Source organism: Akkermansiaceae bacterium (genome assembly GCA_024233115.1).
In the GTDB taxonomy this organism is placed as follows: Bacteria; Verrucomicrobiota; Verrucomicrobiia; order Verrucomicrobiales; family Akkermansiaceae; genus Oceaniferula.
This window is the reverse complement of sequence record JACKQB010000006.1, coordinates 281,370-305,437: the sequence shown is the minus strand read 5'-3', so window position 1 is coordinate 305,437 and position 24,068 is coordinate 281,370. Positions and strand designations below refer to the sequence as shown.

Here is a 24,068-nt window from a genome sequence, read left to right as displayed (position 1 = left end):
CAAACTGGTTTAATGATCCGCCTCCCAATATCCCTTTTCCCAGTGGATTCCCTGCGGCGGGATGGTGTCTTGCGGTTTTTTTCCATCGCAGAGTTGGAAAACAAACCCGAGTGGTGACTTTCCGGGTCGAGATCCCCGGGTGTATGGTCCTTCGCCCCAGTGTCGGCCGGTCACGAGAAATGTGAATGATTTGATGTTGCCTTCGGCATCGAACTGGATCTGGCCATGCCCTTTACCCAGGAAGCCACGCTGGCCATCCTTGGTTTGTTGCTCGAAGCGTCCTGTGATTTTTCCAGTGTCGTCCACGCGCAACATCAGCACCCCGACCTCATTCCGCTGCCAGAACGGAGGTTCGCCACGGGTGTTATCGACGAGATGATAACGGGCAAGTCGGTAGGTCACGGGTGCGGGGAGTTCACCGCCGCCGTTGTGAATGATGTTGTGGAGTCGGGAGACTTCCTTCTCGGTGAGCCACATATGGTCGACCGCAGCCATCGAACCGGTTTGGGGTTGCGCCATCGCAGTGAGCCTGCCGTTGTTCTCCTCAAGTGTCCGCGAGTGGACCTTGATGACGGTCCCGCCCCTGGGCAGGGTGCGTTGGAATTTCGGGTCAGCTTGGTAGGGGCCGGGCACTGGGGCAGACTTTTCCGCCGGGGGAAGGGCGTGCCATTTCCTGAGGGCGTCGTGCATCATGCGGAGCCGCTTTTCCGGGCCGCGATTGTTATTGTATCCTAACAGCTTTCCCGATGCGGTGAAAACATAATGCCCTTGCCGGGTCGAGCCGCCTTGTCCTTTGCGCGGGCCCTGGTTGGCCATTGCGCGAAAGAATTCGCCTTCGGCGTCTTGGCGGCGGCGTTGGTACCAGTCGTTGCACGCCACGGGGATGAATTTCTCATGGAGCAGCTTCTGCACTTCGGGGTTTGAAAAGACCAACAACCTGTCGGTCACACCATTGTTTCAAGTGCAGCCGAGTGGGTGGCCATCCATTTCCCAGAGGTAAATGGGTTTGCCTGACCTGGCCGCCTCCTTGCGCGCCTCCCAGAGGTTGGTTCGCCATGGTATTTCCAGCCATGCTGCCTCTTTTTCAGTGGGAAGGATTTCGTTGACCAGTTGTTGGTCTGTTGCCGACCAATCCGCCTGCGCCAGCTGTAACGAGAGGATGCCGAGGATGAACCCTTTCATGAGCACAAGGATTTAGAACGATTTAACATCGTCTGAGCCTGCGAAGGTGGCGCTATCCCCCTTGCCTTTTACCCCGTCGTCACCGTAGGACCAGATGACAAAATCCTCATAGCCCGGTTTGATCTCCGCCCACTCGGCCAAGCCCCAGGTGTGCAGGGTTTCATCGCGGAAGCCGCCATTGAAATCGTGGTTCCGGCGTCGTGAGTTCAGGGCAAACATAAGCTCGCGGCCCCATGGATCGTAAAACTTGCCATCCTCTTTGATCCCCCCGTCCTTCTTGCCATGCGCGATATTGGGATTGAGGTAAACTTCACCCGTGGGGTTAAGCTGTGCGAGGTCAAAGCTGTTGCCATCGTTTTCGCTCCACTCCGAGTCTTCTGCGCCGGTGAGGACACTTACCAATGGCGCTGTGGAATAGAGTCCGCCGGGGTCACCGAGGATGGTATCCCACTCATCCTTGTGTTTGGGCAGGGGTAGTTTATTGTATTCGGACTCGTAAGCAGCCAGTGCCAGGGAGACATCTTTCATCAGTGCTGTGCAGGTCACTTTTTCCGCCTTAAGCATCATCTTGCCCGCGATACTAAAGACAAGCGCCGCCAGCACCGCGATGATGGCAATGACCACCAGGAGCTCAACAAGGGTGAACGCGCCCCGGGATCGGGAGTTGGCAAGTTTGGGTAATGTTATCATGAGTTCTAGGGGAGTCTACATCAGGAGATGTTATTTGTCGAAGTGAATCAGGGCAATGGGTGGGACGATGGTCGCAGGGGAAATGATTCCTCGGCAGGTGTTGTTAGGGTTGTTGTTTTCACCCGCCAGATGGAAACCGAGTCGGCGGGTAAGGAAAGAGCTATTTTGTCACGGGCCTGCAGCGATGCTGTGGTCCGGGCTGTCCCGTCGGGATCGAGGCCGGGGAGGGGGACGCGCTCAAGCACGGTGTCCGGTGGAAAAAGTGGTTGTTGATCACCATCGATCAGCGTGGGGTGCAGGGTGTGCTCTTGCCCACTGAGGTTGAATCCGACGAGGATGGTCTGCCCAGGCTTTCCGGGGATGTAGCGGGCAAAGAGGAAAGTGCCGTCGTCATCGCTTGCCTCGCGGTTGTCGACCCACAGCGGGGCGGTCAGTCCATGGCGTAGGGCGGGGAGGTGGCGGCGTGCCTGGATCAGGGACCGGGTGGCGGTGTAGGTCGCACCCGACTGGATGTGTTCAACACGCCGTCCGTCTTTAGCTTTGATGAATGTCAGTCGCCCTGTTTCGGAGTCCTGCCCGATTTTTCCATGGGGGTCGAGGAGTGAGTCTTCGGTGCCATAATACAGGCAGGGGATACCTTCGAGGGTGAGGACAAGGGCGTTTGCGAGGGTGTTGCGTCGGGAGCTGACCGAATCAACCCGGAAGCGGTTTAGGCCATCGTGGTTTTCGACAAAGGTGATCGACTGCTGGCGTGCGTTGAGTCCGCCAGGGCCAGGTACAGGATTATAGTAGGGCCGGGTGCCGTTTTTTGGGGAGGCATAAAGGTCATGCATTGCTCTCTCAATGCCGTTGGCGTGTCCGTAGTCACCGCCACCGTGGCGCATGTAGTTGCGAATAGCCCAGCACATTTGAAAATTGAGGGTGCCATCGAGGCAAACGCCGGAACCCTGGGAGGGGTAGGTGTATTTTCCTAACATTTCTGGAGAGCCGTCATAGATTTCTCCGAAAACAAGAGTCTGCCTGGACCGTTTGCCGATTGCTTTGCGTAGCCCCTGGCAAAAGTCGGTCCAGAACTGGTGGTGCACGTGTTTGACGGTATCAATCCTTAATCCGTCGACACCGATATCATTGATGTAAAAGGCGTAGATGCGGATAAATTCATCCACGATTTCCCGGTAGTGATCACCCTGTGGATGGGTGTAGATGTCTCGCAGGCTGAAAAAATCGCAGTCGACTTCCTCGCCGTTGTTTTTCCCGAGACTGTCGTGGTTGAAGCCCTTGCGTCCGTAGGTATGGAGTTGACCCAGGATACCGTTGAAGGGGATGGTTTTGCCCCAAACCTCCAGCGGGCCGGTGGGTCCTGTGCGTTGCACGTTCCATTGCGGGATGTTCGCCCAGCGCGTATTGGCGTGGTATCCGTTTTCTTTGTAGGGGGCGATCCATTCGCGTTTGCCGAAGCGGTCGAATTGCCGGTTGTTGTTGGCATCGTAGTAAAACACGGGACCTGCATGGTTGCAGACGATGTCCTGGATGACACGGATGCCTTTCCGGTGGGCGAGGTTGAGCAGGTCGCGGTAATGTTGGAGCCGGCCCTCCCTGCCTTCGGGGTAGGGGGTGCCGTCGATCTTGGTTGTCGATGTTAGGTGGGGGTCGATATCCATGAAATCCTGTGTCCAGTATCCATGGTAGCCGGTTTTCCCCCGGTCGTCTGAATCATAGGAGGTATTCCACACGTTTTTAACAGGAGGGGTGATCCAGATGGCGGTGATGCCGAGGTTGGTGAAATAGTTGTGGGTCAATGCGAGTTCGATCCCCCTGAAGTCTCCACCATGATAGAGGTCGATATTCTCCTGTTTTGGGTCGACCAGCCCTTTGGCGGCGCCTGCCGGGCTGTTGTTAGTAGGGTCGCCGTCATAAAACCGGTCGGTGATGATAAAATAGATCACATCATCCTGCCAACTGCGGGCAGAGTTCGTCTGCATGGCAAACAGGCTGAGAAGAAAGGGGAGAAAGAGCCTCATCAGGTAGGTTACATACGGAACACGGGCATCGTTACACAAAAAATGCCCGTATCACATCCATCATGTGACACGGGCAGTTTGAAAGGTGTGGGGATTGGTCTCAGGCTGCGTCGGGGACCTCGACGGGTGCCGGGGCTTTTTTCTCGACCTTAGCAGGTTTGGGAATGTCCCAGGCGGTGAGCCAGCGGTGACCGGTCTTTTTGTAGCCGAGTTTCAGCAGGTCTTTTTCCATGTCCGGAAAGTGGGCGGCGCCGTAGAAGATACCGAGTTTCTTTTTACCGGCCTTGGTTTGCTCGTCGAGGACTTTGAGGCAGGCGGCGTTGCGGTCGCCGATGATGACGCTCTGGCCCATCATGCCGGCCATCTGGTCGCCAGCGCCCCCGAGGGTATCAACGAGCTCCAGCTTGATGCCGTTGGCATTGCCGTTGAGGAAGGCGGTGAGAAGTTTTTGCATATCTGGTTGTTTGGCTCCTGGCTTGGCTCCGTTCTGGGCATTTTGCAGGGCAAAGCCGAGCAGGGACTCACCTTTTTCCGCCTGGAGTTTTTCGAAGTCCTCAAGCGAGAGATCGGCGTGGACGAAGTTCTTGGGTGAATAGTCGATGCCGTCCTTCTGCCCCTGGAGTTGAAGTAATTTCCCGACCATGCCGTAAACATTGCCGAGCATGGCCATCATCGGGTCCTTGGCGTCTTTTTTGGCATCATCGGCCTTGCCGTCCTTCATTTTGTCGCCACCGACCATTTCAAAAAGCAGGGCCTCATAGTTGGTGAACTCCTTGTTGAGCTGGGTGTAGTATTTGGCGTCAGCGATGTGGATGGCACCGATCAGATCCACGGTGACACCGTCCTTGACGTAGGTGGTGATACCGGTTTGCAGGCGCACGTTTTTATCATCGCGGGTGACGCGGATAAACTCGGTGGCATTGGGGTCCTTGGCTGCTTTTTCCGCTGGTTTCTCGACCGGTGGTGCTGCTTCCTGTCCTGAAACAGGGAGGGCGCAGGCGAGTAGAATGGGGAGTGTCAGGAGGCGTCGTGTGTATTTCATAGCGTTTGGAATGAGTGTGCATGAGAAGCGGGGGGCGAGGGCTTTTTTGTCTGAAAAAGAATTGTAAGGTTGCCGTAGTGGTTCAGGACGATAGATTTCAAGCATGTTGAAAATGAGCAAAGCCTTTGTCGTCCGCATGGTATTGTGGTCCGTGCTGATGCTTTACCTCATCTGCGATTTTTTCGTATTCTCGGGTCCACTGAGGGGTGAGTTGCGCCGGATGTTTCCCAGCAAGGAAGACAAGATAGCCACAGCCATGGCCGAGGGTGTCTGTGCCAAGGTGTATAACGCGCCGATCTATCTCAGCCAGGTCGACCGCCGGGTGCGGGAGAATCTCTGGCGTAGCGGGCGCGATCCGGGGAAAGTCAGTGAGGCCGAAATCAAAACGCTCCGCTGGGTGGCCCTGGATGATTTGATCGCCGAGGCACTGGTGAGGATCAAGGTCAGGGTGAATATCGAGCAGGCCCGGGTATCTGATGCCGAAGTGGATGCGGAGCTGGCGCGTTTTACCAAACGCTTTGATTCCCCCGGGCAGTTGGAGCAGGCCATGGCGGCTCAAGGGATTGAAAGTCGCGAGGAGCTGCGCCTCAGGATGCAGGCCCGCCTTGAGCAGGAAAAGTATGTGTTATCCAAAATCCAATCCCACATCACGGTGGATGAGAAGGAAGCCAGACAATGGTATGAGGATCATCAAAAGGAGCTGACCACGCCCGAGCGCCGTCATGTCAGGCACATCTTTCTTGCCACCCTTGATCATCCATCGGATGAGGCCAAGGGGGAGTTGGAAGGGCATCTGGCGCTGATTCTTTCCGGGAAGGAAACATTCGAGCATGCCGCCAAGTCACTCAGTGAGGACGAACGCAGTAAAGACCAGGGAGGTAATCTCGGCTGGATGCGTAGAGACAGGCTGCCGGGGGATTTTGCCGCCGCCGCATTTACCATCCCCGCCAATCAACCGGTATTACACCGGACCAAACTCGGATGGCACATCATCGAAGTCACCGGGATCAAGGCACCGGAATTACTCCCGTTTGAAAAGATGAAACCGGAGATCGTCGCTGCTATTTCCGACAGTCGCCGGCAGGAGGCCATCGAGCAATACCGTCACCAGCTCCGTTTGCTCAACCACGAGAAGGTGGAGATTTACCGGGATTTGTTAGGCTTGTAAGGGGGTGTCCCTATTTGATATTCAGCATGGCTTCCTGAAGCTCCTTGGTCATTCGTCCGGATTTCTGTAATTTTGTAATGGCTTCAAAGTAGGCTTTCATCGCCTTGCGGCTGCGCTCATCATGCTTTTTCCCCGCTTTGGTGAATTCCTCATCAGAAGTGCCGGCATCGCGGAGTTCCTTGATGCGCTTCTAGATTTTTTCACCTTTCTCGCCCCACTCTTTGATTTCCTTGGCCGCCTCTGAGGAAGAAATCTTGCCATCGGCGATGTCATTGACGAGTTCGGTCATTTCTTCCATGTAGGCTATCTGGTCGTTCGCCAGCTTATCCGGGGAGTCACTACAGGATACCAGCAATAGGGCAAGAAGCATGGTCAAGTGGAAGCGTTTCATGCCAGCATATATGCAACTGGCACAAGGCCTGGCAAGGTTGGATTTCAAATACGCGATAACGACCCGTTCTCACCAGGGCTGCTTTTTGTTTTTGCCATAGCGGCATTTTTCCACTTTCGGATCGCCTGGTCGAGCTGACGCTCCGTGGCCGGGTCTGGAGCATGGTCGGCATAGAGCCTGCCATAATGGTAGTCCAACAGCGACTGCGCAAATCCAGGGGAGGCATGCTTGTGTTGTAAAAGATCAAGCTGCTGCCGCAGTGTCCGGCCGATGGGCATCGGATAGCCCAGCGCGACACAGGCTTGCTTGAAATGCACCAAATATCCGGGGGGGGAATGCCTGAGTGGCCGACCATCCGGTGCCGTTGGAGGTCGGTGTAATGCGCGGGTGACCAGAAAGATCGCACAGCAGATAGCGGCGGTCACGAGGCCGGTGGCGAGTGCCCATGGGCTGATATCCAGGCTCAGTGGAGACCGCGGCTCGTTTTCCAAGGCATGTTGCTGCTCCATGATGGTCTCGGCCGGGTCGGGCGCCTCCTCACCGTCCGGCGCGGCATGGGCTTCGGGGGTGGCTGCGTTGTCGGCTGGCGTGGTGTCAAACACAACCCACCCGTAACCGTCGAGCTTGATTTCGGTCCAGGCGTGGGCATCCTTGGCCCGGAAAACAAACATGTTCTGCTCCTTGTATAGCCGCCCGCCCGACCAGCCGTAGGCAATGCGGCTCGGCACTCCCAGGGTGCGACAGAGCATGGCGGCTGCGGTGGCGAAATGTTCACAGTACCCCCGTTTTTCCAGATACAGGAAATTCTCCAGAGGATTCGCGCCGGTGGCATTGGTGGTCTCCAGCGAATAGGTGTAGTTATCCTGGAGGAAATTTCGCAGGGCGACGAGTTGGCTCGATAGGGTGGGTTGGTAAATAAATGCCTCCGCTGTTTTTTTGATCGGGTCGGCAAACTCGGGTGGCAGGTCGAGCTCGTCAGGGCTGCCCGGGGCTGCATGGATCGGCTCATTGATAAGGTCTGTAAAATGGATGGAGTGAGAAGTAGCCGTATAGGTATAACCATCCTCAGCTGCCGTGACCTCAGGTAACAGGTGGATCGACTCGGCAAGCTCTGTTAGTTCCGCGAGGTCCGTGCTGTGCGTCCCATGGAGCGAGGTGAACAGGTTCTGGCCTGAACGACTGACCGCATGGTAAATGCGATACCTGATGCCCTGCTTGTCGGCTACCCCGGGCGGGCGGGGAAACACGATGGGATCCTTCAGCAGGGTTTCACTTTTCCGTCGGGCCGACCATGAAACGCCGTTAAACCGGGAAAATGCAAACGACCGCAGGTGAATCCGAGAGTTGAATAGTGCGGTGGCATCCTCCTGGTTCTCCAATTCGAGAAACACCTCGGGTTTGTTGCTCGGTTTGTGATTGCTGTTAGGCGGCAGGTTGCGGTCCATCCGTTTGGAGAATTTCCAGTCGCCCGAGCGCTCGCCGTCGAACTGCACATCGCCGTCGCCCCCGCCCGGGCCATCACCATCGTCACCATTGCCAAGTTTGGCGGGATCGGCGATGACCTCCCGGAAACCGGCGACCAGTTCCTGGGCGGGAGCCGCCAGGGTGCTGGTCAGCACGACAAAACAGGCTTCGGTGAAAACCACCGCGGCGCCGAGCGACAGGTAATCCAGCCAGGTGGCCTTGCGTAGGCTGAGCATCCTTGGCTGTGATGCGTCTTTACGGATACCCCAGAAGGCAAGGCCGGCGACCAGGGTTGCGACAGCGAGGCAGGCCCGCATCAGTATCGACGGGCAGCCCTGCCATCCTCTCAGGAGGGCATAGGCACCGGCGACGGCGATGATCAGGGTAAGGCTACGCATGTTTTTAAGTATTAAATCTTAAATTTCAAACTCCAGGTCTAGTGGAGGTGGCAAGAATGGTTGAAGGTTACTTGGTGTTTGGAGTTTAAAGCTTTGAGTTTAAAGCCGTATGGCTTGTTGCAGGGTTTTGTGTCGGTAACGAACCTGGCGTATGTCGATGATGAGGGTTTGCGGGTGTTTGGCTAACAGATGCTGCCAGGAATCGGGGATCATATCGGAAATGATCATCAGGGTGTGGCCGGGAGGGACTGCGCGAAACGTGTTTTCCAGATCATGGGCTTCCACACCACTGCTGCGGCGTATTCTGGATAGGGTGTTGAGGCAGTCGACCACTTGCATGCGTGTCGTCGTGGTGACCGGTTGCCAATCAAAAAAATCACAGGTCAGTGTGCATGGGATGCCGAGCTTCTGAAGTTCGGTCAATGAGCCGGCTAACAGGGAGAGAGCGCGTTCAAAGCGGTCCTCCCTGAGCATTTCACGTCCGGTCGCGTAGGAGTGAAAAACGATGTGGCAGTGGTCGGGGTGAAAGCCCGGCGGGTCAAACTCCCGGACACGCAGGTCGTGGCCCCGCGCCAGGGACCGGGCCGAGGCCGGCCAATGGATACGCCGTGCAGAGTCGCCCGCCTGCCACGGTCGGATTCCCCGGGGTTCCCCAAAGGTCTGGCCGGTAGCGGTCCCACTGCGCGGCAGGGTATCATGCAGGGACCCGTGGCTGCTCAGTTCCACAGGGATGATCGGCTTGGGGGTGATGGTGACCTCTTTTCTGATGTTGCGCTGCCGTTTGCTCTCGAAAAGACCAAGGGGGAAGGTGGTGGAGAGAGTCAGATGATGGGTGTCCTCGTAGCCACGACCCGGGATCGTGGTCGGCTGGGTGATACGGGATGCGGAGCCGGCCGCTGTCCAGGGGGCGATCGCTGAATAGGCGGTCTGTCCGGGTAGGATGAGACGGATTTCTATGTTAAAGGCATCCAGGACCGGCCTGTTGTTGCGCAGGGTGAATTCGAGATCAAAGGGAACCCCGGCCGCCACGTGGCTGGGCAGGTGGATATCCACACCCAGATGACGCAGGCTGAGTTTCCCTAACAACCAGGCCATGACGATGGTCAGGGTGCTGCAAAGCCCGAGGATGAGAAACAGGCCATCGCCCGCCAGCAGCCCACCGATCAGGAGTGCCACCGTGCCTCCGGCCATGGCGGCTCCACGTCGGGTGATGGATGGTCGCTTGATCATGCGGACTCCACTCTGGCAGTAATCCTGTTGGAAGCAAACCCGGAAAACACTCCCGGCAGGCAAAAAAAACGAGCCGTATGATTACTCACACGGCCCATCGCTTGATTGTAAAAATAGGTGGCTGTCTTTTCGGTTAGTCCATTTCCTTTTTCTCCAGCGCGCTGTCGAGCTGGGCAAGGAAGGCTTCAACGGTCGGGAACTGGGATGCGGAGAAGCGGCTGAACTCCTTACCGTCGTCTCCAAAGAGAATCACGGTGGGCACACCACTCACCTTGTACTTGCCCAGAACCTTCTGGTTTTTCTGATAGAGTTCCTTGTCGCCACGCGGGATGTCGATTTTCACAAGGATGTATTTCTTGGACGCAGCGTCGGTAAAGGCTTTTTTGGAGAACACCTTCTTGTGCATCATTTTGCAAGGAGGGCACCAGTCGGAGCCGGTGAACTCCACCATGACGGGCTTTTTCTCTTTCTTGGCCTTTTCCAAGGCGGCGTCGACATCTGTCATCCATTCGCTCCCGGCCAGGGCAGCACTTGAAAGGGTAACGAGGGCGAAGGCGGCGGTCATAAGTTGTTTCATTGCTTTCATCACTACTAAGACGACACCAAACGATGTTTTATTCCAAAAATATCGAAAATCCACACAGGTAATGCTATCACCCGTGCATGCAAAAACTACTCGTCGCCACAGGCAACAGTCACAAAACCGGGGAAATCCGTGCCATGCTTGGCGATGGATACCAGGTGTCCGACTTGAAATCCCACCCCGGGCTGCCGGCCGTCGAGGAAACGGGCACGACCTTTCTGGAAAATGCCACCCTCAAGGCGGTGCAGATCAGCGCGCAGGTGCCGGGGCTGGTGCTCTCCGACGACTCGGGCCTGGAGGTTGATGCGCTCGGTGGCGACCCCGGGGTTTACTCCTCGCGCTACGCCGGTGAAGACGGCAATGACTCGGCGAACAATGCCAGGCTGCTCCGCGAACTCGACGACAAGGGGGACCGCACCGCCAGGTTTCGCTGCGTGATGGTGCTGGCGGAAAATGGAAAAGTGTTAGCCCATTTCGAGGGCTCCGTGGAAGGGCGGATCATTGACGCGCTGCGGGGGCAGGGGGGATTTGGTTACGATCCGCTGTTTGTACCCGATGGCTACGACCAGACCTTTGCCGAGCTTGGAGAGGATATCAAAAACGGGCTTAGCCACCGCGCCCGGGCGATGGAAAAAGTGGTGGCCTGGCTCGCGTCCTAGCGTCCTGTCAGCCGGGGCGGCGATTCATCGCACCTGCGCCGTGGCGGTGATGTCACCGGTAAACACGAGGTCCAGCATGCTGCCCTCCAGATCGAAACGGTCCCGCATGACCGCCGACGGAATGCGCAGTGTGGCGATGCCTTTTTGCACGCGTATCGAACCTAACAGATCTACATCCCCGGTTTTTTGAATCGTGAGATCCACGTCACGTTTGCCCACCGCACGTTTCAGCACCAGACCCGAGCCGTTGACCCTGGCATTTCCTCCGACGGTAAAAAAGTTCTGTTTCAAAGAAAACCCACCGTCCTTGTTCAGTCGGCACGTCCTGTGGAAGCTATGCTTGGAAATGGTCAAGACGTGCATCGGAATATGAACCGAGATGCTGCCCAGCAGTCGCGACCAATGAAATGGCATGGCCAGCGCTACGGTATTGGTGAGGACGACATCCTTGAGCCTGATACTGCGGTTGCCCTCTGCATCGGTGCTGACACTGACCAGGATCCTCCCCTTGAGAGGCGCGGCGTCTTGCGCAGGTTGGGCGCCAAGCAAGGAGCCCTGCGGGTCGAGGCTGAGGTCCAACCTGCCTTGCGAGCGCGTGGAATCAACGGTAAACACCCAGGTGGTTTCCACCGGCTGGCGGCGCGCTATCACTTCCTTCGCCGCTGCGGAATCGTCGGCCGTCACCTTGTCGGGCGTGGGTGCCACCGGCTGTGGGACTGTGTTCCATTTCCCGCATGCACCAAGGCAGGCGACAAGAAGAGCCGGCAAAAGGTAGGCAAGGAGGCGGGTAAAGGGGCGGGTAAAGGGGCGGGTAAAGGGGCGGGTAAAGGGGCGGGTAAAGGGGTGTCGGAGGTGATTCATCGGATATGAGGGCTTGCGGGGATCAGTGAGACGGAATAAACAGGGGGCGGCGATCTCACACCTCCAGTTACCAAGCGTTATGTCATCCTGCTGTTGTTCCCAGAAAAAAGAAATTCCACCTCCCGGGAACCCGGTCAAGGAGAAGCAGGAGAAGCCGCCGTGTTGTGGTGGTGGGAAAAAGAGCTTTGACTGGTTACTTTGGGGTTCGCTGGTATTTGTGTTACTGGGTTATTTTGGGCATTTGTTTTTTGCGGAAAACCTGGCCGGTGTTTCGCATCAGCTCGCCCACTTCGGCCAGGGGGTCTTTGAGCTGATGAATAAAATGTGGTGGGGGCTTGCCTTGGGGATATTAGCCGTCGGTGCCCTTGGCTGGGTTCCCCGCGAGTGGGTCGCCGCGGTTTTGGGAAAACCGGGAACGCTCTCAGGTATCCTCCGTGCGATGTCGGCCGGACTGATCCTGGACCTCTGTAACCACGGCATCCTGCTGGTTGCGATGAAGCTCTATGAACGTGGCGCGTCGTACGGACAAACCCTCGCCTTTCTCATCGCCAGCCCGTGGAACTCGCTTTCGCTGACCCTGATTCTCTTTGCCCTGATCGGACTGAAATGGACCCTGGTCTTTATCATCCTGTCGGGGGTGATCGCGGTCATTACCGGTTTGGTGGTCGAGAACATGGTCAAGGCAGGGCGCATCCCGGCAAACCCGCACCAAGTGGAGCTTCCCGATGGCTTTGCTCTCTGGCCTGAAATAAAATCAACCATCCGGAAGTCGCGCATCAACCACACCCTGCTCGGCAACATGCTCAAAGCCGGGCTCAGTGAATCCACCATGATCCTGCGCTGGATCTTTTTTGGCACCGTGCTGGCGGCGATGATCCGGGCTTTCGTTCCAGCGGATGTTTTCGGCGATTGGTTCGGCCCCACCTGGATTGGCGTATTGCTGACCCTGGTGGCCGCCACGATCATTGAAGTCTGCTCGGAAGGGTCCAGCCCGATCGCGGCCGACCTGGTTACCAGGGCCGCCGCGCCGGGTAATGGTTTTGCTTTCCTGATGGCAGGCGCCGCCACCGATTACACGGAGATCATGGCACTCAAGGAAACCACGCGCTCGTGGAAAATGGCCTTGGTGCTGCCACTGATCAGCCTGCCCCAGGTGGTGGTGGTCGCGTGGGCCATCAACGCCTGGGCAGGTTGAGAAATGGGCTGGCTTTGATTTGAGGTCTACTCGACCAGCAGTTGATCCTCCTCCTTCGGTTCGGTGGCCCCTCCCCGGTGGCGAGGGGTGATCACGATGGCATGGTCGTCGTAACGGATGTTGCCCCCGGCCTGATCGGCGATGTAACGCAGCAGCGTCTCAGCGGGGATTCGGTTCAGCCTCAGGGTGACCGTGCGCCCCTTGAACCCACCTGTCGGGTCCTGGACGATGAAGTTAGGCGTGATTTTCTTCTGCGATTCGCGCTCCGTCTGGATAGCGAGCATTTCCAGCGCTTCCTGGATAGTGGCCTTGTCAAGGTCAACGTTAGGTATGATCACCTTGCTCAGCTCGGCCTTGCGCTTGCCGATTTCCAGGGTGTTTCTGTTCTCGGTTAGGTGGATCAGCTTTGCACGCGCCTGCGGGTGGTTGGGATAAATGCGCAGCACTTCCTGGAAGCTGGTCTTGGCAAGGGCGAAGTTTCCCTCGTTCATGGCGGTCATCCCCATTTGATAGAGGCTGCGGGCCCGCTCAGCGCGGTCGTCTTTCTCGGCATAGGCCGGTGATACGGAGGCAAAGACGCCAAGCGTCAATGCCACAATCATCATTGTGGTTCTGTTTTTCATTTTGGATCGTTGTTGGTTGGCCGGGGGTGAGCCGGCAGGTTTGGTGTTGGCCATCACCACGTGGTGAGCGCAGTAATAACTTAATTTACACTATAACCATGACCCCACAGTCTGCAAAGAGGAAAATGTAAGAGATCCGGGTGATTACACCGTAAAACACAACCCTAACATGTCTCCCTTGCCGGGTTGGCATGCTTCCCACTCACCTTGAACCGGTGCTTTCGCGGCTCAGCGGTTGACATCGACAACCACCCGCCCCCGCACCTCACCGTTGAGCATTTTCGTAGCGAGAGGCAGTAATTCTGTCAGGCCGACTTCCCTGCTGATCGTAGCCAGCTTCGAGACATCGAGATCCCTGCCCAGGCGACGCCATGCTTCGAGTCGGTCAGCTCGCGGACACATCACGCTGTCGATGCCCGCCAGGTTAACGCCACGTAAAATGAAGGGCGCGACAGTGGCCGGGAAATCCATGCCGCCTGCCAATCCGCAGGCTGTGACAATCCCCCGGTATTTGGTCGACGCGCAGACATTGGCCAGTGTGCGGCTGCCGACGACATCCACCGCCCCCGCCCAGCGTTCTTTGCCCAAGGGTTTGCCGTGGATCTCGAATACGGCCCGATCCAGGACCTCCGACGCACCCAAGCCCTTGAGATAGTCGGCTTCCGATGCCCTGCCGCTTACCGCGACGACGGTGAAGCCAAGCCGGGCCAGAACCGCCGTCGCCACGCTGCCCACACCACCTGCCGCCCCGGTCACCAGAATCTCTCCGTCGGCGGGTGTGACACCGTGCCGCTCCAGCGCCAGGACGCAGAGCATCGCGGTGTAGCCTGCGGTGCCAATCGCCATCGCCTGCTGCGGTGTGAACTGCTCCGGCAGGGGGACCAGCCAGTCTCCATTCAGGCGTGCCTTCTGGGCGAGTCCGCCCCAATGCGATTCCCCGACGCCCCATCCATTGAGAATCACGGCATCACCAGCTTTGACACCGGAATGGGTCGAGTGCTCCACGGTGCCGACCAGATCAACGCCGGGCACCATCGGAAACTTGCGTACCACCGGCCCCTTGTTTGTGATGGCCAGTGCATCCTTGTAGTTGAGCGTCGAATGGCTCACCCGCACGGTCACATCCCCCTCGGGCAATTGCCCTTCGTCGATGTCTGTCAGTGATACGCGGAAGCCCGCGTAGTCTTTCTCTATTAATATGCCTTTGAACATGGGTCGTGTGTTTTTTTACAGCAAGGTTCACGGAACGGCCAGCTTTCAGTGCCGGCTGTGATGAACCGATTACCGGTTGAATTTTGAGCTATTCCTGACTACTCGACGGCTAGGGGGTTGGCTTCCTGCGTCTTCTCTTCTTGCAATTCGGGGGGAATTCATCGCCGGGATTGGCCTGAATCTTCATCGAATCAGACCCTTTGAAGTCCTGGAGATTATGAGTGGCAAAAAGCAAAAACAAAAAAAAAGCAAAAAAAAGAAAAAAGGGTCAAAAAAAGGGTCAGGCAAAGAAATGATGCACTTTCTCCATTTTAAGCCACAACTTCTGAACTGCCTTATCGTTTTTCAATAGGATCTTGAGCATTTGCTCGGCTCGGGTGACGCCACTTCTGACTCCCATGTGAAGCTCCTTGGCGATCCACTCCAGCTTCACTGAACTGTGCATGCGAATGCTGCGAACGATCATTGCCTTGCGCCAGTCCGTTTTGTTGAGGCGCTCCAGATCGGAGTGGTTGAGCCCAAGCGCCTCAAGCCCGCGCCCGATCCACAGTCGCGCCGTCGCCTCGGCATGATCGTCGATTTGCTTGCCCGTGTAGCCGTTGGCCTTGCTGACCGATGATCCGGTGTCCGGCTTGGCATCACCCACAAGAAGACTCATTCTCTCACGAAATTCCTCACTGCCAAAACACCAGCCCCGCTCCAGTGTGACCTGCAGGCTGGCTCCCTCGGGCTGGTGGATACCCGCCCTCGTCAGTCGTCTTTTGTCGACAAGGCCTTCGGTGGCAGCCAACAATTTTCTCCGCCCCGCCGCCGTGTCCGCATAGCCAAGGTGCGCCAGGCCGGAATCCACCGCCAGCCAGCTACGGCGCTTTCCTGCGGGCTTTATATAGTCCGGCAGACTGCACCAGGGATAGCTCTCGATGCCGTCCTTCACAGCCGCCAGTTTCGCCCGGACGGGATTCAGGTGCACATAGTGGATGAGTGTGCTCAGGTAGTCATTTTCCTCTACCAGCACCGCCTTGTAGCGTCCGCTGAAAAGATGCCCCCGCAGTTTGTTGCGCGCGTTGTGCCTCTTGGTCACCGTGTTCTGGAACCACGCCATACCCTCCACAAGGTTGGCTTTCGGAGTCTTGAAAACGAGGTGGTAGTGGTTGCCCATCAGCGCATAGGCATAGAGCCGCCAACCTGTCCTGCCCACCACCTCCCCGAGTGTCGCCTCAAAAACCTCGCGGTCCGCGTCACTGCGAACGATCTTGTCCAGCCGGTTCCCCCGCGCCATCACGTGGTAAATAGCATCCTCATACTGCACTCTGACTTGCCGGGGCATGAGCGGATTCTACCGGTGGAGACGGGGCAAGGCAAGGAGTTAATGGTCTGTTTCTTTGCCTGACACCTTTCCTTCTATCATTTCAAAGGGACGCCATCCGAGTCCATATTGGCTGGAATGTCTTCTTTCAGAATTCCTCGGACATCGCCGGCGTCACCAAACTGCCACACTTTTACGGAGGCAATTGATACCTGAGATTCCGCCCACGGTGAAGCACCGCCCCAGTCTGGGAACCATACGCCGATATTGAGTTGTGCGGCCATCACGGGCACAAAGGTGGGGTTGCTTCCAACGTATTCTCCGTCTATAAAATGATTAACTACGTTACCCGCGTAGAGAGCGTAACGATCTCTGCCGAGTCGTTTTAGCGGATTGCCTCGATAGCTGCCGAAAGGTATCGACTTGTCTTGAATCCACCAAAACCCTTCAGATTCTGCAACCTGGCTATCGGTCACCCCATCCATCGGGATGAGATGCGTGCGCCAGACCGAGGTGTATGTGTGATACTTACCGTCAACTGCATTATTCGTGGGATATTTCCGGCTCTGATGATTGACGTTCAAAAAGGTATTATACAGACCAGTTGAAAAATCCTGCCCCTTGCCGAACTCGGGCATGTCGATTTCCGACCAATACTCGTTTCTCATGTGGGGATTGAATAGGGGATTACTTCGGGTGAACGAGTCAGGGTCGGATTTACCCGAATCAACCCAGCGGTATGCATAGGTCCAAATAGCTGGAACCATTCCAACAGGACACTTAGGATCGCTTGGACTAGTAGACGTGGATTCCGACGTTCCAATCTTCATGACAACCTCGAATTTCCCCGAGGCAAAGAACGCCTTCGACACCAAGACTCCACCAACTCGTGTTTCATTGCCCTCCCAGCCTTTTACTGGGCCATCGTATTCATCACCATGACCGCGGCAGATGAGGACATTCTTGCTCTTCCCAGCAACCACATCCTTTGCAATAAATATATTCTGTCTCACGACACCGTGATTCCCATTGCCCCATTGTTTGTGAAGGGCATACCACCTTGCCGGGTCGATGCGCCCCGTCGCCCAATCCTCGTCTAGCACAAGCTTCGCGCCTGCAGGAACTGAGAGAATTGGAGTTTGTGCACTCGCAGTGTGTCCCCAAAAATGGCAAATACCTACTGATGCGAGATAGACTAGAGTTTTCATTGTTGTAATTTTCATAGTTACGTTTTTTGGCCAACGTCGAAGGCCTCCTACACCTGCCCTTGGGCGCGGCTTCGACTGCGGGTTGAAGGTGGAATGGGCATGGAAAATTCGACTCGCGGCGGGGCAGGTGTTAGGAGCGCCGCCTTGTTCGGCTTTTTGGGGTCACATGGAGTCCACTTTCGAATCTAGGTAAAGATCCAAGAATTCCAGGAGATTTGGGGCGATGACCTCAGCAGCTGCGGAGATCATCTCAACCGACGTGTCGTCTCCGAATGTGTAGGAAAGCCTGACAATTCTTGAGCGTCCCTCCGGATCGCGCGTGTTCTGGTCAAAGCAATAGGCGCGACCCTCAAGGTCTCGTGCGAATGAGATGAACCCGTGCTGCCAAACCTCACAATTCGGAGTAATCCCGTCCATCATGTCGAGATTGGCATCAGCCTGATCGAGTTCTACGCAGTCTACGTTTGCGTAGAAATTGTACGCTCTATAATACTCCAGAGTGTCTCCATTGGCGTTCTTCGCTGCAAGCGCTTCAAGCTGCTCATCAGTCGCGGGAGTTGGCCTCGAACCGGTCTCGCTCTCGATCCGCTGAAGTAGTGATTCTGGGATAGTCATAATAGAGTTTTGTTTCTGCCGAGATTATATGGCTGATGCGATTGGCGGTTCAACCGGTTAAAGTTAGAATAGAGGTGTTACCGCTGTCGCGTGAATCGCGGGCTAATCCGGTAGGAGCAGAGCCGCATATTAAGCGCGTTAGCGTCATTAACAAAAGCAAACAACGATAACACCATGAACAAAACATACTACATCGGACTCGACGTCCACAAGGAAACAATCGCCATCGCCCACACATTTTCAGGATCGCGCAAGGACGCGGAATATTACGGGGAATGTGGCGGCAGCAACCTCGCGGTTGAGCGTGTCCTACGCAAACTCGCCAAACAGTTCGGAGTCAAACTCCGGGACCTCAAGGTTTGTTACGAGGCCGGGCCGACCGGTTTCGTTCTCGCCCGCAGGCTCATCCAGCTCGGGGTCGACTGCACTGTCATGGCACCCTCCAAAACCGAACGTAGACCCAATGAGAAAATCAAGACCGACAAACGCGACGCCAAGCTCATCGCCAGGGCATTCCGCAACGGCGACATCACTCCGGTGCGTATCCCGCCCGCCCTGGACGAGGCCGTGCGCGACGTCTGCCGCGCCCGCACCGACGCCTCCGACGACCTCGCCCGCGCCAAGCAGCGGCTCAACTCCTTTCTTCTGCGAATCGGTTTCAGCTACTCCGGGAAAAGCAAATGGACGCCCGCGCACATGCGATACCTGCGCGATCTCACCCTGCCCAACGACGCCCACAAGGTTGTGTTGGAGGAATACATGCAGGCCATCGACACCTGCATTGAGCGCGTCACGCGCCTCACCGACAAACTCAAGCAACTGCTCCCCGACTGGGAATGGGAGCCCGTGGTGCGCGCACTGATGGCTTTCAAAGGCTTCCAGGAAGTGGCCGCCATGACCGTCGTCAGTGAACTCGGCGACCTGCGCCGCTTCGAACACCCGCGCAAGTTGATGGCTTTCCTCGGCCTGGTTCCGGGAGAACACAGCAGCGGGTCAAAACGGCGGCAGGGAGGCATCACCAAATGCGGCAATGCCCACGTCCGCTGGATGCTGGTGGAGTGTGCCCAGCACTTCCGCCGGGCACCCAAAATAAGTGGAGCCCTCACCACGCGCCAAATTGGGCAGTGCAAGGAAGTCAAAGCGCTCTCGTGGCGTATGCAGAACAGGCTCTGCAAACGTTACCGCACACTGCGGGCACGGGGAATGCGCGACTCCAAATGCGTGGTGGCGGTCGCCCGCGAGCTTGCGGCCTTCATCTGGGAACTTCAAAACAAGTGCGGACTTGCCATACCCGGGTCATCCGCAGCCACCATGCAGAGCCATTAGACCGCCGGCAGACTTCATTTTTTAAAACCGCCCCAATCCCGGGCGGGGGGCGGTTTGAAAAAACAAAGACCGCCTCCAGGGAGGAGACGAGACCTCCACACCCAAAAAGAAAAAGACAAACCCATCAACAAACCCGACGGCAGAACAGAGGCGGGGAACAGCGACAATCAACAAACAGGCGCAAGGCCGGCACTCGATGACGTTATGAGCTAGTTTCGCGAAAGCGGGATGAGCGCTCGATTCGAGAGAGAGTCAAAGGCCACCGGTGAAGACAAAAAACTGAGGTAACCCCCTCCTTCGTCAAGACTACGGAGGGCACGGCCAGTCCTCGCATATCAGCATACCACGTCTGCGCGAAATGCACACCACGCCCGCAAGTTCCCCGCTTCTATTCTGCCGTCACCCTCAGCATCGCAACCCTACCATAACCATGTTAGATAAATATAAGAACACCCACTTGACAAATCATCAGCCATATCAACGTCAAAGCGCACCAATCCCTGACTGGGAGGCGCGCGTCGATGACAGGTTAATGGTTAAAGTCATAGAATCGATCCGAAACAAGAGCGCGGTCAGGGATTGGGTGCCGCGCCTTGTTCTCTCAGTTGGATTCTTCTTGCTCATCGTCATCTGAGTAAAAGGCCAATCCGGGAAGCACTCCGTCTTCGAAATCTTCATCTTGGGGACATTCGGATATCTCCTCGATCGTAATCTTGGGAGGATCATCCACAGGGTTCTTCATGCCCTTCCGAAGTTCATCCGCCTTCGATGACGCCCGGAACTCGTCGATGAAGGCTTGATCGGCATCAACCTCGGACTCCGCATTCGTGTAGCGGGGAGTGTAGAAACCGTGTTTCGCTATTCCATCGCCTAGATCCAAAAGGAAATTTTCACCGTGGAGCATGGCCTTGTAGCGATTCATTTTTAGAGAGAACGTCATAAGACACCCATCCACTGCCGGGGGCGCGCTATGACTTCGGGGTTAAGGGTTGGAATCATCTGAAATTTTCGACTCTGGACGGGTAGTGGATTGGTGTGCTCTGCCTTGTTCGCCTTTTGGTAGTGTGAGGCGAGCATAGTCCACACGTATGCAATCGAGATTACTCTTCTGAATCAAATCTTGGAACGTGCTTGGAATAGTTGGGCGACCTCTGTAGAGCTGCTTGCCTGTGACATGAATCTTGTCACCGTCATTTAATCGGAAGCTCTGAACAGCCTTTGATCGAAAGGTGCGGAAATCAAATGTGTATACCCAATTCACATCGTCGGTCTGCCGAAAAACCACAAGAATGTGTGCGAATACATTTAGACCGCCACAGTCTTTAATTGCTTTGCCCAGGGTTACCCCTTCCTGGTGTTGCAGATTTTTCGGATCTTTTACATTTCCAGTAATCGTGACCTCTGCATGTGCCGTTGTGAATGCGACACACGAGAGAATGATAATTGCATTGGTAATTGCATTCATTATTTTGGCGAGATTATATGGCTGAAGCTCGTGGTGATTCAGCCGGTAATGGTTAAGTTGACGGTGTTACCGCTGCCGCGTTTCTCGCGGGCTAATCCGGTAGGAGCAGAGCCGCATATTAAGCGCGTTAGCGTCATTAACAAAAGCAAACAACGATAACACCATGAACAAAACATACTACATCGGACTCGATGTCCACAAGGAAACAATCGCCATCGCCCACACTTTCAGCGGCTCCCGCAGTGAAGCCGTTTATTACGGGGAATGCGGCGGCAGCAACCTCGCGGTGGAGCGCGTCCTGCGCAAACTCGCCAAACAGTACGGAGTCAGCCTCCAGGATCTCAAGGTTTGTTATGAAGCCGGACCCACCGGCTTTGTGCTCGCCCGCAGACTCATCCAGCTCGGGGTTGAATGCACCGTCATGGCCCCCTCCAAGACCGAACGCAAACCCAATGAGAAAATCAAGACCGACAAACGCGACGCCAAGCTCATTGCCAGGGCTTTCCGCAACGGTGACATCACTCCGGTGCGTATCCCGCCCGCCCTGGACGAGGCCGTGCGCGACGTCTGCCGCGCCCGCACCGACGCCTCCGACGACCTCGCCCGCGCCAAGCAGCGGCTCAACTCCTTTCTTCTGCGAATCGGTTTCAGCTACTCCGGGAAAAGCAAATGGACGCCCGCGCACATGCGATACCTGCGCGATCTCACCCTGCCCAACGACGCCCACAAGGTTGTGTTGGAGGAATACATGCAGGCCATCGACACCTGCATTGAGCGCGTCACGCGCCTCACCGACAAACTCAAGCAACTGCTCCCCGACTGGGAATGGGAGCCCGTGGTGCGCGCACTGATGGCTTTCAAAGGCTTCCAGGAAGTGGCCGCCATGACCGTCGTCAGTGAACTCGGCGACCTGCGCCGCTTCGAACACCCGCGCAAGTTGATGGCTTTCCTCGGCCTGGTTCCGGGAGAACACAGCAGCGGGTCAAAACGGCGGCAGGGAGGCATCACCAAATGCGGCAATGCCCACGTCCGCTGGATGCTGGTGGAGTGTGCCCAGCACTTCCGCCGGGCACCCAAAATAAGTGGAGCCCTCACCACGCGCCAAATTGGGCAGTGCAAGGAAGTCAAAGCGCTCTCGTGGCGTATGCAGAACAGGCTCTGCAAACGTTACCGCACACTGCGGGCACGGGGAATGCGCGACTCCAAATGCGTGGTGGCGGTCGCCCGCGAGCTTGCGGCCTTCATCTGGGAACTTCAAAACAAGTGCGGACTTGCCATACCCGGGTCATCCGCAGCCACCATGCAGAGCCATTAGACCGCCGGCAGACTTCATTTTTTAAAACCGCCCCAATCCCGGGCGGGGGGCGGTTTGAAAAAACAAAGACCGCCTCCAGGGAGGAGACGAGACCTCCACACCCAAAAAGAAAAAGACAAACCCATCAACAAACCCGACGGCAGAACAGAGGCGGGGAACAGCGACAATCAACAAACAGGCGCAAGGCCGGCACTCGATGACGTTATGAGCTAGTTTCGCGAAAGCGGGATGAGCGCTCGATTCGAGAGAGAGTCAAAGGCCACCGGTGAAGACAAAAAACTGAGGTAACCCCCTCCTTCGTCAAGACTACGGAGGGCACGGCCAGTCCTCGCATATCAGCATACCACGTCTGCGCGAAATGCACACCACGCCCGCAAGTTCCCCGCTTCTATTCTGCCGTCACCCTCAGCATCGCAACCCTACCATAACCATGTTAGATAAATATAAGAACACCCACTTGACAAATCATCAGCCATATCAACGTCATAGAGCACCGATTCCCGCCTGACAACCCCGCAGGCCTGTAGCCTCTCGCGAACAACGATCAGCTATCGCCGGGATTCGGTGCCTCGACTTGTTGTGCTTTCTGGATTCGGATTCTCCAGTTCGCAGGTCTCTTGCCCTTCCATCGAGGATACTCATCGGACTCAAAGAGACTCACCGTTAGCAACCTTATGATGTCTCCGTCCTCGAGTTTCCGTTTCCAGAGCTTTGAAGCATCCCGCTTGATCGAATACTGTTGGCTCACTCCTTTTTTGTTCGAAATTCGTAGCGAGGTGATCGGGTACAAAAATGGCTCGCCCTCTACGCTGTAGACCGACGGCTCGATTCCGCCTATTCGATCAATAAAGCCCGCAACGGACTCGTTCTTCATGTAGGGCCAGGACCCAGGGTTCATCATGCGACCACCAGCAATCGCGATCTCAGCTACGCTGACTTCAAGAGCACTGAACCAGACGATCATACACGTTAGAATGGCCCTCATTTCTTAGCACAACGTTTAAGCGCTGGCACCGCTGGGGCGGGGGTGAGCGTCGAGACGGGATGGCGGGTTATAGTTACGGAAAGCATGGCCGACAGAGCAGCCCCAGCGGTTGTCCAGCCGCGCCTTGTTCGCCTTTGCTTTATATTTCGATGAGGCCTTCATACTTGGCATGGAATCCGAGGTGTCCGTCGGGTGAACGCTCTGCGACCGGCATCAAGCCGACTGGAGCCATGAAATACCGCTGAGCGCGAGGCAAACGCTTCAATCTCGCCGCCTCGTCTTTGGTAAATGCTGGCTCTACTGGTGCACGGCGAGTAGTCACCTTGATCGCAATCGTCCCAACGTTGCTCTCTGCCAGCAAACTGAAATCAGCCTCGTAATCACGATCCGCATGGATGATCTTGAAACCTTGTTGGTGCAATGCCTGTCCAACGATGTTGACGGCACTCTCGTAATCAAGCTGCTGGACGCTGGAGGGAAGTCTGTGTGACTTCGCCAGCAGTTGTGACAGTGGATAGAAGAATACTCGCTCCTCAACGACTTCCTTACCGAGGCACCAAGCTGGCATCCGCATCCCGATCATGGAATCCCGGGGGACATTCTTGTATTGGCCAGTGAAGTTCCGGGTAGCAACAGATTGCTCGCGAGCAGTCGAAATCAGACGGTCGAGAAAATCGTCGTTCTGACCGATCCATCCGAGCCAGAAATTACGGTCATCCTTGGACAGCGGATAGGTCTCGTGAAGGTCGGGCAACCAGTCACCTCGCCAATAGATCCCAAACTCGGGATCTTCGAGAAGCACATGAACAAAGTGCATCGCTTCGTCACGATTCAGTGGAACAGGAGCCGACTGAAAATCTAAGGTAATCTCGTCCTGCGGTCGATACGGTGGAGGACTTATTGAAAGATTGGGCGTAAGATACCAAAAATGACCCTCGGGACACCTGAACCAGTCCTTGCGTCCTTGAAAATCCACGACGGCAAGGCTTGAGAGATAGACTTTTAGTCCTGACGGTAATTGAGGCATGATTTTTCTGGCGAGATTATATGGCTGAAGCTCGTGGTGATTCAGCCGGTAATGGTTAAGTTGACGGTGTTACCGCTGCCGCGTTTCTCGCGGGCTAATCCG

At 56.2% G+C, this 24,068-nt stretch carries 24 protein-coding genes; 5 read left to right on the top strand and 19 right to left on the bottom strand.

The annotated features are described in order from the left end of the window. Positions 1–9 precede the first annotated feature (9 nt). From H7A51_17365 to H7A51_17345, 5 genes are all read right to left on the bottom strand, one after another. Positions 10–948 (bottom strand): hypothetical protein, encoded by a 939-nt coding sequence (locus tag H7A51_17365; GenBank protein ID MCP5537989.1) that lies wholly within the window; start codon positions 946–948, stop codon positions 10–12. A gap of 9 nt (positions 949–957) precedes the next feature. Further along, entirely contained in the window at positions 958–1,182 is a 225-nt protein-coding gene (locus H7A51_17360) for a hypothetical protein (GenBank protein MCP5537988.1), read from the bottom strand. A gap of 12 nt (positions 1,183–1,194) precedes the next feature. Next, complete coding sequence (locus H7A51_17355; GenBank protein ID MCP5537987.1) at positions 1,195–1,872, bottom strand: type II secretion system protein; 678 nt, start codon at positions 1,870–1,872, stop codon at positions 1,195–1,197. Between the two features lie 47 nt (positions 1,873–1,919). Beyond that, a complete protein-coding gene (locus H7A51_17350) occupies positions 1,920–3,893 on the bottom strand; it encodes a hypothetical protein (GenBank protein ID MCP5537986.1) in 1,974 nt (657 codons plus the stop codon). Between the two features lie 100 nt (positions 3,894–3,993). Continuing rightward, the gene (locus H7A51_17345) at positions 3,994–4,935 is read right to left on the bottom strand and encodes a hypothetical protein (GenBank protein MCP5537985.1); all 942 of its coding nucleotides are present in this window, start codon (positions 4,933–4,935) and stop codon (positions 3,994–3,996) included. Between the two features lie 112 nt (positions 4,936–5,047). Between H7A51_17345 and H7A51_17340 the strand changes: the two genes are divergently transcribed. Continuing rightward, entirely contained in the window at positions 5,048–6,103 is a 1,056-nt protein-coding gene (locus tag H7A51_17340; GenBank protein MCP5537984.1) for a peptidylprolyl isomerase, read from the top strand. Between the two features lie 190 nt (positions 6,104–6,293). Here the strand turns inward: H7A51_17340 and H7A51_17335 are convergent, their stop codons facing one another. The 4 genes from H7A51_17335 to H7A51_17320 all read right to left on the bottom strand — a co-directional run bounded on the left by H7A51_17335 (position 6,294) and on the right by H7A51_17320 (position 10,163). Further along, positions 6,294–6,494, bottom strand: coding sequence for a hypothetical protein (locus tag H7A51_17335; protein MCP5537983.1), 201 nt, complete (start codon positions 6,492–6,494; stop codon positions 6,294–6,296). 44 nt (positions 6,495–6,538) lie between these two features. Then, positions 6,539–8,356 carry a transglutaminase domain-containing protein gene (locus tag H7A51_17330; GenBank protein MCP5537982.1) on the bottom strand — a complete coding sequence of 606 codons (1,818 nt, stop codon included), beginning with the start codon at positions 8,354–8,356 and terminating at the stop codon, positions 6,539–6,541. A 99-nt stretch (positions 8,357–8,455) separates the two neighbouring features. Next, a complete protein-coding gene (locus tag H7A51_17325; protein ID MCP5537981.1) occupies positions 8,456–9,586 on the bottom strand; it encodes a DUF58 domain-containing protein in 1,131 nt (376 codons plus the stop codon). Positions 9,587–9,719: 133 nt separating this feature from the next. Next, a complete protein-coding gene (locus H7A51_17320) occupies positions 9,720–10,163 on the bottom strand; it encodes a DUF953 domain-containing protein (protein MCP5537980.1) in 444 nt (147 codons plus the stop codon). An 86-nt stretch (positions 10,164–10,249) separates the two neighbouring features. On the opposite strand from H7A51_17320, the gene rdgB reads away from it, so the two are divergent. Beyond that, the gene (rdgB, locus tag H7A51_17315) at positions 10,250–10,828 is read left to right on the top strand and encodes an RdgB/HAM1 family non-canonical purine NTP pyrophosphatase (protein ID MCP5537979.1); all 579 of its coding nucleotides are present in this window, start codon (positions 10,250–10,252) and stop codon (positions 10,826–10,828) included. Between the two features lie 24 nt (positions 10,829–10,852). Here the strand turns inward: rdgB and H7A51_17310 are convergent, their stop codons facing one another. Beyond that, the gene (locus H7A51_17310) at positions 10,853–11,689 is read right to left on the bottom strand and encodes a hypothetical protein (protein ID MCP5537978.1); all 837 of its coding nucleotides are present in this window, start codon (positions 11,687–11,689) and stop codon (positions 10,853–10,855) included. A 79-nt stretch (positions 11,690–11,768) separates the two neighbouring features. Here H7A51_17310 and H7A51_17305 point away from each other — a divergent pair, with 79 nt between their 5' ends. Then, positions 11,769–12,884 carry a permease gene (locus H7A51_17305; GenBank protein ID MCP5537977.1) on the top strand — a complete coding sequence of 372 codons (1,116 nt, stop codon included), beginning with the start codon at positions 11,769–11,771 and terminating at the stop codon, positions 12,882–12,884. A 26-nt stretch (positions 12,885–12,910) separates the two neighbouring features. On the opposite strand, the gene H7A51_17300 is transcribed toward H7A51_17305, so the two are convergent. From H7A51_17300 to H7A51_17280, 5 genes are all read right to left on the bottom strand, one after another. Then, complete coding sequence (locus H7A51_17300) at positions 12,911–13,507, bottom strand: hypothetical protein (protein MCP5537976.1); 597 nt, start codon at positions 13,505–13,507, stop codon at positions 12,911–12,913. A 228-nt stretch (positions 13,508–13,735) separates the two neighbouring features. Beyond that, positions 13,736–14,719 (bottom strand): oxidoreductase, encoded by a 984-nt coding sequence (locus H7A51_17295; protein MCP5537975.1) that lies wholly within the window; start codon positions 14,717–14,719, stop codon positions 13,736–13,738. 280 nt (positions 14,720–14,999) lie between these two features. Continuing rightward, complete coding sequence (locus H7A51_17290) at positions 15,000–16,046, bottom strand: transposase (GenBank protein MCP5537974.1); 1,047 nt, start codon at positions 16,044–16,046, stop codon at positions 15,000–15,002. 77 nt (positions 16,047–16,123) lie between these two features. Then, on the bottom strand, positions 16,124–17,200 hold the full coding sequence (locus H7A51_17285; GenBank protein MCP5537973.1) for a hypothetical protein: 1,077 nt from the start codon (positions 17,198–17,200) through the stop codon (positions 16,124–16,126). 195 nt (positions 17,201–17,395) lie between these two features. After that, positions 17,396–17,848, bottom strand: coding sequence for a hypothetical protein (locus H7A51_17280; protein ID MCP5537972.1), 453 nt, complete (start codon positions 17,846–17,848; stop codon positions 17,396–17,398). Positions 17,849–18,022: 174 nt separating this feature from the next. Between H7A51_17280 and H7A51_17275 the strand changes: the two genes are divergently transcribed. Then, entirely contained in the window at positions 18,023–19,174 is a 1,152-nt protein-coding gene (locus H7A51_17275; GenBank protein ID MCP5537971.1) for an IS110 family transposase, read from the top strand. Positions 19,175–19,775: 601 nt separating this feature from the next. On the opposite strand, the gene H7A51_17270 is transcribed toward H7A51_17275, so the two are convergent. Then, a complete protein-coding gene (locus tag H7A51_17270) occupies positions 19,776–20,096 on the bottom strand; it encodes a hypothetical protein (GenBank protein MCP5537970.1) in 321 nt (106 codons plus the stop codon). A 60-nt stretch (positions 20,097–20,156) separates the two neighbouring features. Continuing rightward, positions 20,157–20,639, bottom strand: coding sequence for an SLBB domain-containing protein (locus H7A51_17265; protein ID MCP5537969.1), 483 nt, complete (start codon positions 20,637–20,639; stop codon positions 20,157–20,159). Positions 20,640–20,802: 163 nt separating this feature from the next. On the opposite strand from H7A51_17265, the gene H7A51_17260 reads away from it, so the two are divergent. Beyond that, on the top strand, positions 20,803–21,954 hold the full coding sequence (locus tag H7A51_17260; protein ID MCP5537968.1) for an IS110 family transposase: 1,152 nt from the start codon (positions 20,803–20,805) through the stop codon (positions 21,952–21,954). Between the two features lie 544 nt (positions 21,955–22,498). Here the strand turns inward: H7A51_17260 and H7A51_17255 are convergent. Beyond that, positions 22,499–22,939 carry a hypothetical protein gene (locus tag H7A51_17255; protein ID MCP5537967.1) on the bottom strand — a complete coding sequence of 147 codons (441 nt, stop codon included), beginning with the start codon at positions 22,937–22,939 and terminating at the stop codon, positions 22,499–22,501. Between the two features lie 139 nt (positions 22,940–23,078). After that, positions 23,079–23,966 (bottom strand): hypothetical protein, encoded by an 888-nt coding sequence (locus H7A51_17250; GenBank protein MCP5537966.1) that lies wholly within the window; start codon positions 23,964–23,966, stop codon positions 23,079–23,081. Between the last annotated feature and the right edge of the window lie 102 nt (positions 23,967–24,068).